General features: G+C 58.2%; 14 protein-coding genes. 8 read left to right on the plus strand and 6 right to left on the minus strand.

What is annotated here, in order from left to right; genetic code table 11:
- The 4 genes from QMQ05_RS04730 to QMQ05_RS04745 all read right to left on the minus strand — a co-directional run bounded on the left by QMQ05_RS04730 (position 1) and on the right by QMQ05_RS04745 (position 3922).
- Complete coding sequence (locus tag QMQ05_RS04730; protein WP_345474636.1) at positions 1–1485, minus strand: molybdopterin-dependent oxidoreductase; 1485 nt, start codon at positions 1483–1485, stop codon at positions 1–3.
- 198 nt (positions 1486–1683) lie between these two features.
- Positions 1684–2508, minus strand: a complete 825-nt coding sequence (locus QMQ05_RS04735) for an anti-sigma factor (protein ID WP_345473437.1) — start codon at positions 2506–2508, stop codon at positions 1684–1686.
- Complete coding sequence (gene sigK / locus QMQ05_RS04740) at positions 2508–3089, minus strand: ECF RNA polymerase sigma factor SigK (RefSeq protein ID WP_239543236.1); 582 nt, start codon at positions 3087–3089, stop codon at positions 2508–2510. The genes QMQ05_RS04735 and sigK overlap by 1 nt, the downstream gene beginning before the upstream one ends.
- 170 nt (positions 3090–3259) lie before the next feature.
- On the minus strand, positions 3260–3922 hold the full coding sequence (locus QMQ05_RS04745) for a fasciclin domain-containing protein (protein WP_038989659.1): 663 nt from the start codon (positions 3920–3922) through the stop codon (positions 3260–3262).
- 372 nt (positions 3923–4294) lie between these two features.
- On the opposite strand from QMQ05_RS04745, the gene truB reads away from it, so the two are divergent.
- The 6 genes from truB to rpsO all read left to right on the plus strand — a co-directional run bounded on the left by truB (position 4295) and on the right by rpsO (position 8194).
- Positions 4295–5149, plus strand: coding sequence for a tRNA pseudouridine(55) synthase TruB (truB, locus tag QMQ05_RS04750; RefSeq protein WP_345474637.1), 855 nt, complete (start codon positions 4295–4297; stop codon positions 5147–5149).
- 18 nt (positions 5150–5167) lie between these two features.
- Positions 5168–5530 carry a hypothetical protein gene (locus tag QMQ05_RS04755; protein ID WP_345473440.1) on the plus strand — a complete coding sequence of 121 codons (363 nt, stop codon included), beginning with the start codon at positions 5168–5170 and terminating at the stop codon, positions 5528–5530.
- Between the two features lie 12 nt (positions 5531–5542).
- The gene (locus QMQ05_RS04760; protein ID WP_334121711.1) at positions 5543–6010 is read left to right on the plus strand and encodes a hypothetical protein; all 468 of its coding nucleotides are present in this window, start codon (positions 5543–5545) and stop codon (positions 6008–6010) included.
- Positions 6011–6074: 64 nt separating this feature from the next.
- Complete coding sequence (locus QMQ05_RS04765) at positions 6075–7028, plus strand: bifunctional riboflavin kinase/FAD synthetase (RefSeq protein WP_345473442.1); 954 nt, start codon at positions 6075–6077, stop codon at positions 7026–7028.
- A gap of 3 nt (positions 7029–7031) precedes the next feature.
- Entirely contained in the window at positions 7032–7817 is a 786-nt protein-coding gene (locus QMQ05_RS04770; protein ID WP_345473445.1) for a class I SAM-dependent methyltransferase, read from the plus strand.
- Between the two features lie 107 nt (positions 7818–7924).
- The gene (gene rpsO, locus QMQ05_RS04775) at positions 7925–8194 is read left to right on the plus strand and encodes a 30S ribosomal protein S15 (protein ID WP_013348393.1); all 270 of its coding nucleotides are present in this window, start codon (positions 7925–7927) and stop codon (positions 8192–8194) included.
- Between the two features lie 66 nt (positions 8195–8260).
- On the opposite strand, the gene QMQ05_RS04780 is transcribed toward rpsO, so the two are convergent.
- Together QMQ05_RS04780 and QMQ05_RS04785 are read right to left on the minus strand one after the other, a co-directional pair.
- Complete coding sequence (locus QMQ05_RS04780) at positions 8261–9445, minus strand: MFS transporter (protein ID WP_345473447.1); 1185 nt, start codon at positions 9443–9445, stop codon at positions 8261–8263.
- Positions 9445–9990: a Chromate resistance protein ChrB gene (locus QMQ05_RS04785; protein WP_345473449.1), complete on the minus strand. Its 546-nt coding sequence runs from the start codon at positions 9988–9990 to the stop codon at positions 9445–9447. The genes QMQ05_RS04780 and QMQ05_RS04785 overlap by 1 nt, the downstream gene beginning before the upstream one ends.
- A 127-nt stretch (positions 9991–10117) precedes the next feature.
- Between QMQ05_RS04785 and QMQ05_RS04790 the strand changes: the two genes are divergently transcribed.
- Entirely contained in the window at positions 10118–10621 is a 504-nt protein-coding gene (locus QMQ05_RS04790; protein WP_345473451.1) for a DUF2127 domain-containing protein, read from the plus strand.
- A gap of 439 nt (positions 10622–11060) precedes the next feature.
- A complete protein-coding gene (locus QMQ05_RS04795; protein ID WP_345473453.1) occupies positions 11061–12095 on the plus strand; it encodes an ABC transporter substrate-binding protein in 1035 nt (344 codons plus the stop codon).
- The last annotated feature ends 3 nt before the right edge of the window (positions 12096–12098 follow it).

Below are 12098 nucleotides of genomic sequence, written 5' to 3' on the forward strand. Positions count from 1 at the left end.
CTATTGCACGGTGAATTGCAGGCGCTGCCAACCACTGGCGCCATTGGGCACAGGGTTGGCTTTCTCGCGGGTCTGCATCTTGCCCTGCGCATCATAGGCTCGCACCGACGCCGCATGCATGCCCGGTGCCGCGTCCTTCCAGACGAAGCGCCACTGCCGCCATGTATCCAGCGACGCTTCGGCGGCCAGCTGCGCATCCTCCCAGGGGCCGTCATCGATCTGCACCTGCACGCGTGAAATGCCCCGGGTCTGCGCCCAAGCAGTTCCGCCCAAGACAACTTCCCCTGCAGGGACCTCGGCGAAAGGCCGAGGCGTATCGATCCTGGACGACATCTTGATGGGACCGCGTTCAGACCAGCCGCGGGTAGTCCAATAGGCGGCCTTGTCCTCGAAACGCGTCACCTCCAAATCAATCACCCATTTGGTGGCCGAGACATAGCCGTAGAGGCCGGGAACCACCATCCGCACGGGGAATCCGTGGTCGAAGGGCAGTGGCTCGCCGTTCATGCCGATAGCCAGCAAGGCCATCCGGTCATCGGTCAGCGCTTGTAGCGGTGTGGAAGCGCTGAAACCGTCATGAGACGTCGAAAGCACCATATCGGCGCCGGCCTGGGGAACCGCGCGCTCCAGCACCTTGCGCAGCGGGTAGCCCAGCCACTTCGCGTTGCCTACCAGATCTCCTCCGACAGGATTCGATACGCAGGTCAGGGTCAAATACGTTTCCACGAGTTCCTCGCCCAGCAGCTCGTCGAAGCCGATGGTGAATTCATTCTCCACCATGCCGTGCACGCGCAAGGACCACTGGTTCGGGTCGATCTGCGGCACCGACAGCGCGGTGTCGATGCGGTAGAAATCCTGGTTGGGAGTAACGAAGCGGGGCATATTCGCCTCCTCTATTTGCACTCCTTCGGGCAGGGCCTTGGCCTTCGTCCGGGCCGCTGGCAGGCGCAGGGCGTTGCGGGCGGCGACAGCCATATTGCGTGTAGCGGAGACGGAGGTCGACACCGCGGTGGCCAGTGCCGCGGCCGCGAAGGACAGGACCGCGCCGCGCAAGAATATTCTTCGGCTTGGGCCGGCAGCTGCCGTGCCCTGGCCGGGTTCGGCGACGGTGGCTGTAGCCAGCCGGGCCAGCCAATGAAGAGCTCCGATTCCGGCGACTGCACCCAGCACCGTAGGGACAACATCCAGCAGGCTGGTGGACGCGCGGGCGGCCACAGCGCTGGCAAGCACCAGCGCCAAAGCAATGATGGCGGTGCAGGCCAACGCGAAACTCCGCTTGGCCAGCAGGCCGATCAGGGCAGAGAGCACCGCTGCCGCCACGCCGATGGAAATGAACAGCGCCAGCTTGTCATTGGTCCCGAAGGTGGCGATGGCGAAGTCCTTGAGCCATGGAGGCGTCAAGTCGATGATGGCAGACCCCAGTGCGAAAAACGGCGAGGAAGCACTATTGAAAAATGCCGAGGCCAACTGGGCGACGGCAAACATGAGCGCTGCCGAACATATTCCGGCTACCGCGTGGAAAACGTAAACCCTGCTGCCGCGCTTGTTCTTGAAGCCCACTGCCACTCACCTCATGCGTTTCGTTCCATGTTCCCCTCCCTAATGCGGGGGAACAACCACTCACAGTGTTTTCGGAACGGGACGCACAGCAGATTGGAACCGGCTACAAGATTTTCTGCGATCTCATAGCGACTGCAGCATGATGGGATCCGTCGTCGGGGCGGGGGAGCCGGTGGCCGGCTCGACGGTGATCCCGAAATGAGTGATCCCCTGCATCGGATCGGAAAGCATGATCATGCCGTTGGCATCGCTGCCCGTGAGCATTCCTGCCGGGACTGCGCCGTCGGCGGAAATCAGCCACAGCTCGTACCCTTTCTCGCTGGACAGCTCCGGCATGCCCGAGGTGGAAACCGCCATCAGTCCTTCGGCCGCGGAATAGGACAGCGTGATCGTTGCCCCGTCATCCAAGGTCTGCGTCTTGGACTTGGCATCGGGAGCCCCCAGGATCCGGGCGAGCTCTTCCTGATGTTCGGCCATGGCTGCCATTTTGCTTTCCAGCTCGCGCTGCTCGGAATTCTGCTGGATGGCCAAGCCGCCCAACGCCGCCGCTGCCAGTAGCAGGACGCCGGCGGCCAAGGCGAAGAAGCGCTGGTTGCCGCGCGGTGCCCCGGGCTGCGGCGCCGGGGGCGTAGCCGGGGCATCGGATTCACGTTCCGCACCAGCCGTGGAGCCACTGGCGGGGGAGCTGCCCGAGGCAGGCTCCTGGTCTTGGACGGGCGGCAGCTGCTCGGTGGCGCGGATAGCTGCCATGACATCGTTCTTGAGCCGTGCTGGGGGAGCAACCGGCTGCGCTGCCAAGCCGAGCAGTCCAGCAGTTTCCTGCAAAGCATCCAGCTCGTGGCGGGCCTGGGCGGCATCTGAGTCCTGGTGCGCGAGCTTGCCGCGGTCCTCGTCTCCCAGAGCTTCCAGGGCGAAGCTGTCGGTCCGCTCGTTCTCATGCTTTTCCATTACGCCACTCCCATCAGTTCTCGAAGCTTGCCCATGCCATCGCGTATTCGCGTTTTAGCGGTTCCCACCGGTACTTTCAGCAGCTCAGCGACTTCCAGGTGGGTGTATCCGCCGAAGTAGGCCAGCTGTATGGCTTCGCGTTGCGGTGCGCTGAGCTGTTGCAGTGCCCGGGCAACGCGTACGGTCTCGTCGTGCAAGATGGCGTTCTCTTCCACGTCTTCGTAGCTGTCCTGGAATTCCTTGATTCCAATGCGCAGATCCCGGGCTTGGCTCGCTTGGCTGGAGCGCACCCGGTCCACTGCTCGGCGGTGGGCTATGGTCAGCAGCCAGGATGCAGCGGTTCCGCGGGACGGATCGAAGCGCTTGGCCTGCTGCCACGCTTCGACGAATACTTCCTGGGTGACCTCTTCGCTCTGCGCCTGGTCGCGAAGCACCCGCAGCACGAGGCCGAAGACCCGCGATGCCATGGCATCATAGAGCGATTCGAAGGCAGATTCGGCCCCCAGCGCGACCTGTCGCAACAAGTCGTCTGGCGTTTGCACGGAATCGTCTTCCATGGCGTCGAGTCTATTGGAACTCATGAATCCTAGAGTCTCATGCATTTGTGCCTCAGCGGCGCACTGCGGTGGCGTGGCGTTCGGGGAATAGCTGGGCTGCGGGAACCACGTTCTCGCATCACCGGCGAAGGTGGTGCATGGAAGGTATTCCACGCACCACCTCGATTCCGGCGGACCTGCTGTTTCCGGGGGTGCTACTTCTTGGCCGGCGGCATCAGGACGGTGTCCACCAGGTACACGGTGGCGTTGGCGGTTTGCACGCCGCCGCAGATGACCGAGGCCCCGTTGACTTCCAGATCATCACCGCTGCCGGTGACTTCAAGATCCTCGCCCTGGACCGTTTTGTGGGTTCCGGGAAGATCAGCCGGTGCGATCTGGCCGGAAACCACATGGTAGGTCAGCACGCTGGTCAGGGTGTCGGCGTCCTTGGCCACTGCTGCCAAGTCATCCTTCGGAATCTCGGCGAAGGCGTCATCCACCGGTGCGAAGACGGTGAATTCGCCGCCGTTGAGCGTATCGACCAGGTCCACGTCCGGGTTCAGCTCACCGGAGACTGCCGAGGTCAGCGTGGTCAGCAGCGGGTTATTCGAGGCGGCGACGGCTACTGGATCCTGCGCCATGCCTTCTACCGAGCCATCACCGGTCGGGACTGCTTCGGCGTAGGCTGCGCAGCCTGGGCCAACGAGATTTCCGGCTGGATCCATGGCCGACTCGCTGGCCATCGGAGAGCTGCTTTCCGAAGCAGAAGCGGTGGGCGATTCCATGGTTTCCGAACCTGTCGAGCAGGCGCTCAGTCCCATGGCGGCGACTGCGATGAGCCCGAAGACTCCAGCGGCTTTGCTGTATGTGCGCTTCATGATTTTCTCCTTGCTTCGCCGTGGCTAGTGCCAGCGGTGTCTGCCCTGCCCGTGTTAGGCAAGCTGTCATGGAGCATTCGGTGCCGAAAGCTCGACGGATTGGACACCCAGCAGAATTTTTCCCAGGCCTGCCGCGAAGCGGCATCTTGGCGGGCCTACGGCTGCCACGCTGCCGGGGCAGTCGCAGGCCACGATCACGGAACCGGGATCAGTGCCGGGACGGGGCTTGGCCTGTACGTGGGATCTGCCACGCTTGGAACCTGCGGCAGGCTAATTTTCTGCGCAGCCCATATACTGGAAGGCGTGAGTAAAGCCGGGCAGAACACGCAAGAGCAGGCCTCGGGCCTGGTACTAGTCGACAAAGATCAGGGAATGACCTCCCATGATGTGGTGGGGCGCATTCGCCGACTGGCAGGCACCCGTAAAGTGGGCCACGCTGGAACCCTTGACCCTATGGCAACCGGTGTTTTGGTGGTTGGGGTTAATAAGGCCACCCGCTTGCTCACCTATATCGTTGGTCACGACAAGACCTACACAGCGACCATCCGTCTAGGACAGAACACCGTCACCGATGATGCCGAAGGTGAAATCATTTCGGAGCGCATTGCCGCTGCCGTCATGGACGAAGACATCGAGCGTGAAGTCGCCAAACTCCGCGGAGACATCGAACAGGTGCCCAGCCAGGTCTCGGCGATCAAGGTTGACGGCAAACGCTCCTATGCGCGAGTCCGTGCCGGCGAACAGGTAGAACTCAAGTCCCGCCCGGTCACCATTTCACGCTTCGAGATTCACGAAATTCGCCGCGAAAACGGTGGCAAGATTCTCGACGTGGACGTCACCGTTTCTTGCTCCTCAGGAACCTATATCCGTGCTTTAGCTCGCGACCTCGGCGAAGCTCTGGACGTCGGCGGTCACCTGACCGCCTTGCGTCGCACCGAGGTCGGCCCCTACAAGATTGATCTCACCCGCACGCTGGAGCAACTGGCTGAAGAATTCACCATGTTGCCCATCGAGAAGGCCGCTGCAGCGCTGTTCCCTAATCGAACTGTCAGCGTTGATGAGGCCATTGAACTTTCCTTCGGTCGCACAATTCCCGCATCGCATTTGAGCATGGACATCGAACCGGGGCAGACCGTGGCAGCATTCGCACCTAACGGTGTGCTGGTTGCTTTGCTGGAAGACAAGGGCGATAAAGCTCGCACCGCCCTTGTCTTCACCGCGAAGTAATCCCGAAAGGACGCAGCGTTGTTTGCCTTGAACGGATTTTTTATTGCCGGCACAGTGATTTGTGCTGTGGCCTTGCTGGTGGCCGTCATCGCGACCATCATTCGCAAGCACCCAGATGACTGGGCGCTGATTGGTGCCGCAGCCACCGAAGCCTTTCTAGTTGCCTACGGTATTGCTGCAGCGATCCGGCAGGCTTCCGGGAACTCGGTACAGGGGGACCCTTGGGAATTCTGGGGATACCTTATTACGGCATTGATCATGCCGCCGATAGCGTTCTTCTGGGCGATCAGCGAAAAGAGTCGTTGGTCCAATGCAGTACTGGCCGCTTCAGCGTTGGTCACCTTTATCATGCTGTTCCGCATGGAACAGATCTGGCACTAGGAGTTTAAAGCCATGGGCGAAAATCCACAGAACTCACGGATCCTTCAGGCGGCTCAAGCACGCTCGAAGGACAAAGGACCCAAGCCGAGCCGGTCTACCGGCCTTGGTCGAGTGATCATCGCGGTGTACGGCATCTTGGCCCTGGCCGCCACGGTGCGCGGTGTGTACCAGATCTTGAGCAAATTTGATGAAGCCCCAGTGGCCTACACGCTCTCCTTGATCTCCGGTTTGATCTATATTTTGGCGACGTTCTCACTGTCCTCGGCTAAGCCGAAGGCCTGGATGATGTCGTTGTGGGCAGTCAGTATTGAGCTGGTCGGTGTGATTGTTGTGGGCATCTTGTCCCTGACACATCCCGAGATCTTTGCCCACCCTTCGGTATGGAGTGGTTTTGGCGAAGGCTACGGATACATTCCATTGGTGCTGCCATTGATCGGTTTGTGGTGGCTTTACCGTAACCGCAGTGAGCGTCACGCTTAAAGACGTGTAAGAATTGCCTCGGTGGGTTTTCTACTTGCCACAGCAGAATTTTTGAAGGAGCAAAGTGCACTATTGGAAGGGCTTGGATGCCGTCCCCGCGGAAATGGCTCCCACTGTCGTGACCATTGGCAACTTTGACGGTGTTCATTTAGGGCATTGTGAAGTGCTAGATGCCGCCGTTACACAAGCTAAAGCGCGCTCTGCTCAATCCGTGGTCATCACCTTTGACCCGCACCCGGCTTTGGTGCACCGTCCGGATGACGCCCCAGAACTGATCATGGGACTTGCCGACCGAATCGACACCCTAGCTGGTGTTGGTCTCGACGCCACCTTGATGATTCACTACACCTTGGACTTTGCTGATCAAAGCGCCGAGGAATTTGTTCGCTCCATTATCGTGGAGAAATTGCACGCGGTAGCGGTCGTCGTAGGCCACGACGTACGTTTCGGTCGGAACAATTCTGGCGACTTCAGCTACATGCAGGAGCTGGGCCAAAAATACAACTTTGATGTGATTGGTGTGGAGGACGTGGGAGATAAGCGCCGTCTGTCATCCACCTGGGTTCGTGAGGAACTTGCTGCCGGCAATGTCGAGGCCGCCGCCCAGATTCTCGGTCGTCCGCACCGGATGCGCGGTGAAGTGGTCCATGGGCATGCTCGTGGACGTGAATTGGGATTCCCTACGGCGAATTTGGATCCTGAAGCCACGGGCATCATCCCTGCCGATGGCGTGTATGCCGGTTGGGTGATCGACGAGGCTGAAGTTCGGTGGCCGGCAGCCATCTCTGTGGGTTCTAACCCAACCTTTGATGGGGTGTCACGCGTGGTCGAGGCCCACGTCATTGATCGCCCTGAAGAAGGCGTGGAAGATTTTGACCTGTATGGTCAGCAGATCGTCGTGGAGTTTATCGCTCACCTGCGTCCTATGGTTGCCTACCGCGGCATCGAAGCGCTGATTGAACAAATGAGAGAAGACGTAGAACAGGCTCGCACTGTTTTAGCCTCCGAACGTCATTGAGTTATGGCAGAAATTCCTTCCCTACCGCAGCGTGCCTTCGTGGTGAGCGCACAACGGCGTGATGAGTTGGCTTCCGCATTCCAGTCGGGAGCCGAAAGCTATGACAAGATTCGCCCGTCCTATCCCGATGCTGCCCTGGACTTTACCGTGCAACATCATCCGGGCACTGCCGTTGATATTGGGTGTGGGTCGGGAATTTTTACTGAGCAACTTGCGGCCCGGTGTCAGGAAGTCACGGCGGTGGACCCTTCGCAAGACATGCTGTCGGTACTCGCGAAGCGTTTGCCAGAAGTGCGAACTGTCTGTGCGGCCGGCGAAGCTACCGGCCTGGCCGAAAATAGTTTTGATCTGGTGACCTACGCTCAAGCCTGGCATTGGGTTGATCATCCCAAGGCCAGTGCAGAGGCTGCGCGCCTACTGCATGATCAGGGCTGGCTCACCCTCTTATGGAACCAACTGGATGTCTCCATCGCCTGGGTACACCGCCTGGCCCGCATCATGCATGCTGGTGATGTGCACCGTCCCGAGCTGCAGCCACCTTTGGGTCCAGAATTCAGCAAACCGGAGCACGGGATCTGGCACTGGGCGATGCCTCTAGATTTTGAAGAAATCATTGAGCTAACAAAATCGCGCAGCTATTACCGTAAAGCAACGGCCATGACACAGGCGAAAGTTGAAGCCAATCTGGAATGGTACTGGACCGAGCACCTTGGACACGCACCGGCAGAAAAGGTGCAGGTGCCCTATCTCACCCATGCCTGGAGGTCCCGCCGACGTACCCGTCGGTGATATGATTGACGATGGTTCTCGCTGCAGTCCGCGGTTGCGAGCATCTACCGCAGACGCTTCGGCGTTTGCACTGACTTATGAACGCGGTCCAACTCTAGGAGTTTGTTATGGCATTGGATGCCACTATCAAGAACGAAATCATCAAGGCTTACGCTACCCACGAGGGTGACACCGGTTCGCCTGAGGTTCAGATTGCCGTCATGTCCCGCCGTATTTCGGACCTGACCGAGCACCTGAAGATGCACAAGCACGATCACCACACCCGCCGTGGCCTGATGGCTCTGGTTGGTCGTCGTCGTCGTATGCTCGGCTACTTGAAGAACACCGACATCGAGCGTTACCGTTCGCTGATCGAGCGCCTGGGTCTGCGTAAGTAGTCTCTCGCAGTTCAGCTAAAACCCCGGTTCCCTTCATAGGAACCGGGGTTTTGTGCTGTTCAGGGCTTAGACGTTCTCAACGGGCTGCGAGGACAGGGCCTTGAGCCAGATGAGACTGATCAGTGCCGCAACAACCAAAACTACAGCCAAGACACTCAAACCCATGCCAACACCGAAGGCTGTTGCCACCGCACCGACGAGCAGCGGGCCGCCTGCATCACCGGCTTCGCGGCCAAGCTCCGCTGATCCCATGGTTCGACCCATGCGCTCTTGCGGGGTAGTTGAGGCCAAGTGTGAAAACCCCAGCGGTGTGGTGATACCGATGCCAACACCAATGAGTATTGCGCCGAGGATCAGCACCAGCAAACCTGGGGATAGTGCCACCACGAACAGGCCACAGGCGGAGGCCAGCAAGCCAACGCTCATACCCCGACGAGTTGATATTTTGCCTTGGTCGCGCAGCTTTCCCACCCTTGGCTGGATCAGCGCGGAAGCTAGGGCGAGGACCGAAACCAGGATCATGGCCTGCGAACTGTCCAGTTGCATATCGGTGGCAACCAAGGGGATGAACCCAATGGCGGTGCCCAGCGCGCCGGTGGCGCAGGCCAGTGCAAGGGTTGGTACCAAGAAAGATGGATGGGTACTTTGAGCCGCCAAGTCCTTGAGCGTATAACGCTGCTTAGGCATGATCGGCAAGCGAGGCATTGCACGCGCCACCCACAAAGCAGCGGCAGCTGAAACAATGCTCATGGTGGCAAAGAGGGCCGCAAATCCGCCAGCCCAAATCAGAGCTGCACCCAGTAGCGGGCCCAGAACATATCCCAAAGTTTTCCACGATCCATAGCGTCCGAAGAATTTACCGGTGTTCTTGGAGCCGGCCAGCCGGGCTACCGCCGCGGACGAGGCTGGGGAAAATGCTGAGGCGGCCGCACCTTGGCCTAATCGGACGAGACCCAATCCCAGGGGAGTGGCCATGAAAATGCCGATGGCGGAAAACAGGCAGAAGCCGAGCAGGCCACCGATAATCACGGGTTTGGCGCCGATCCGGTCGCTGAGGGTTCCGAAGATTGGTTTGAGGATTACTTCGGCTACGTCATAGACGGCGAGTAGGAGGCCGAGGGTAAGTAGGCTTCCGCCCAGCGCAGACTGCTCCGCGCCGAGACCCGCGGCAATACTGTGGGCGCCGAATGCGGTGGTGAACCCGGCTGCGTAGAGCGGGGCCACGGAGCCTGATGAAGTTCGTTGAGCCATTATGCGCCCCCATTGTGTGCTGCATACACCAGCTGGGCGTAGGCATCGAGATTGGTGATGCACTCATTCAGTGCTGATTCGGCGTCTTCGGCTAACTGAAGACCAAGCACGTCACGCTTCTTCAGATCGCGATACCAGCGACGCAACCGGTCCAAGCTCTGTTCTTCTTCCTCCAGTTCAGCGAAGGTGAACTTCTTTGTGGAGCTTTCCTTGGCGATTTCGGCATCGAATTTTGCGCAGTCGGCTAGGAATTCCTTCCATTCATCGGCGCGTGCGTCGCTAAAAGCCTGTTCAAGCACTATCTGAGATTGTTCGTCTTCGCCCTTGACCTTGAGCACGGCAAAAGTGCCACCGGCCGAACGGCACAAGTCCTTGGCCTTTTCCAGTCCCTCGGCAAATTGGGGCGCTTCGGCCAGAGCCCAGGCACCAGAAATAACGGGGACAGCACCGATCTTACGAAGTTGGCGCCACACCGCCACCCGGTGGCGCGAAGGTTCCGAAGGTACCTGAACGAGGATGAGGAGCCAGTTGATCTGATTAGTCACAATTTTAAAAGTAACAGCTGTTACAGTTTAAGGGAACCTGCTGTTTTACCCTCGGCCATCACCGGGGCAAAGTTGTGGAAGAATCCGAAGAAGCAGATGGTGATATCGGCTGTCGAGGGGAGAGGTCATGAGTGGAAAACAAGGTCGCAGAACTTTGGCCCTCGAACGTCTCTTTCGCGTATCCCTCGTCCTCAAAGGACTTGATGGGCTACTTGAAATCCTCGGCGGAGTGCTCTTTATCGTAGTTAGACCCGAGCAATTGGACAGCTTGGTGAGAATCTTGACTCAGCATGAACTGAGCGAAGACCCCGGAGACTTCATTGCCAATGCTCTGCTCAAAGCCAGCGGAACGTTAACCGTTTCCTCTTCCTGGTTCGCAGCCGCCTACCTGCTGCTTCATGGTTTGGTGAAGGTCGTGCTGGTGTGGGCGGTACTCAAAGACAAGCTGTGGGCTTACCCCTGGATGATCGCATTCCTACTCATCTTCATCGGATACCAGAGCTACCAATTGATTACCGTCTTCAGCCTCGGAATGTTGTTGCTGACTCTCTTTGACCTATTCATCGTGTGGCTGACCGTCAGGGAGTATCGGATCCATAGGCATCGAGTCAGCCAAGAATCCGCACGGTAAATCTAAAAATCAAGGCCGTGAAGATTCTTGTGGGCTTGATTCTCGGTCCTGAACGATTCATCCATCAGCACTAGTCTCAGGCGACCAGCCTACGTCGAGGTCTCTGACGGGTGACAGGCTGCGCAATGAATTCAGGTGGGTATCTCTTTTTATCTAGCGACGAGTATCGGTAGCTTGCCAGCGCGGCACCGCTGATCATTTAGTGCTATCTCGTGCGCCTTCTGAACTGAAGTTGAACCTAGGGATATTTTCATGGCGTTTCGTTGCTTCTAGCTACCCGAGACGTAGTGATTCACGACTTTTCAAGTCATCTTATAGAGACTTTGACTTCTGGTTTCTTTCAGTTTCATCAGGTTGCAGACCCCCTTTTCTACCCCTTTCCCCAAGTGTTTGGATGGCTAGCAACATCCCGCACCACCAAAGGAAATGGAAACCGAAGATGTCCACGAACGTACATACACGACGACGGCGACTTGGCGCAGCGGTCCTGCTCATGGCGCCGGCACTGCTGTTGGCTTCCTGCACTGCCTCCGCACATGGAACCGATCTGAAGAACCCTGACGGCACCATCAACGTTCGCTACGAAGGCGCGGCCAACACCGTGACCCTGATCGAACTGGCTGAAGCGCTCGGCTACCTCGATGGCATCAAATTAGAGTGGGTCGGCAACAATTCCAGTGGTCCCTTATCCATTCAAAATACGGCGACTGGCGAAACCGACATTGGCGGCGCTTTCGCCGGGGCAGTGGTCAAGCTACAAGAAGCAGGATCCCCAGTGACGGCGGTGGTCTCCTACTACGGATCAAACGATGACTATTTTGTTGGTTTTTATTCCAGGAAAGACAGCGGAATCAAAAATGTTCGGGACCTGATCGGTAAAACCGTGGCGGTCAACACCCTTGGCGCACATTCTGAAGCAGTGATCCGAACTTATCTGACGGCAGAAGGACTAAGCCCGGAGGAAATTGACCAGGTCCAGCTGGTAGTTCTTCCACCAACCGATACAGAGCAGGCGATCAGAACTCATCAGGTAGATGTCGGTGCACTTTCAGGAGCTGCCCAAGTCCACGCAGTGAAGCAAGGAGATCTGACAGAAGTATTTAGAGATACCGAGGTCTTTGACAATTTCAACGGGGGTGAATACGTCTTACGTGACGACTTCATCGCTGAATATCCCGAAGCAGCACATTCCCTGGCCACTGGTACGGCGAAAGCTTCGAACTGGGTTCTATCGCATTCTCGCGAAGAAATCATCGAGAAAATGACCTGCGTCATTGAATCAAGGGGTCGTGGCGAGGACGTTGAAGCACTGCAGTATTTCAACGGGTATGGCGTCGGCAAGAATGCGCCCATCAAAGACGAGGACTTCAGCCGATGGTCCGAATGGTTGAAGGACACCGGCATCATTGACGGCGAGATAACACCCAGCGATTACTACACCAATGAATTTAATGATCTCGCGAGCGAAGGATAAGCA

This window comes from Glutamicibacter sp. B1, assembly GCF_039602135.1.
In the GTDB taxonomy this organism is placed as follows: Bacteria; Actinomycetota; Actinomycetes; order Actinomycetales; family Micrococcaceae; genus Glutamicibacter; species Glutamicibacter ectropisis.

Bases quoted from the DNA above. Each gene is read 5' to 3' on its own strand.
- QMQ05_RS04730 (WP_345474636.1), bottom strand. From the start codon at position 1,485: ATGTTTGCCGTCGCCCAGTTGGCCTCGGCATTTTTCAATAGTGCTTCC.
- QMQ05_RS04735 (WP_345473437.1), bottom strand. From the start codon at position 2,508: ATGGAAAAGCATGAGAACGAGCGGACCGACAGCTTCGCCCTGGAAGCT.
- sigK (WP_239543236.1), bottom strand. From the start codon at position 3,089: ATGAGTTCCAATAGACTCGACGCCATGGAAGACGATTCCGTGCAAACG.
- QMQ05_RS04745 (WP_038989659.1), bottom strand. From the start codon at position 3,922: ATGAAGCGCACATACAGCAAAGCCGCTGGAGTCTTCGGGCTCATCGCA.
- truB (WP_345474637.1), top strand. From the start codon at position 4,295: ATGACCTCCCATGATGTGGTGGGGCGCATTCGCCGACTGGCAGGCACC.
- QMQ05_RS04760 (WP_334121711.1), top strand. From the start codon at position 5,543: ATGGGCGAAAATCCACAGAACTCACGGATCCTTCAGGCGGCTCAAGCA.
- QMQ05_RS04770 (WP_345473445.1), top strand. From the start codon at position 7,032: ATGGCAGAAATTCCTTCCCTACCGCAGCGTGCCTTCGTGGTGAGCGCA.
- rpsO (WP_013348393.1), top strand. From the start codon at position 7,925: ATGGCATTGGATGCCACTATCAAGAACGAAATCATCAAGGCTTACGCT.
- QMQ05_RS04780 (WP_345473447.1), bottom strand. From the start codon at position 9,445: ATGGCTCAACGAACTTCATCAGGCTCCGTGGCCCCGCTCTACGCAGCC.
- QMQ05_RS04790 (WP_345473451.1), top strand. From the start codon at position 10,118: ATGAGTGGAAAACAAGGTCGCAGAACTTTGGCCCTCGAACGTCTCTTT.
- QMQ05_RS04795 (WP_345473453.1), top strand. From the start codon at position 11,061: ATGTCCACGAACGTACATACACGACGACGGCGACTTGGCGCAGCGGTC.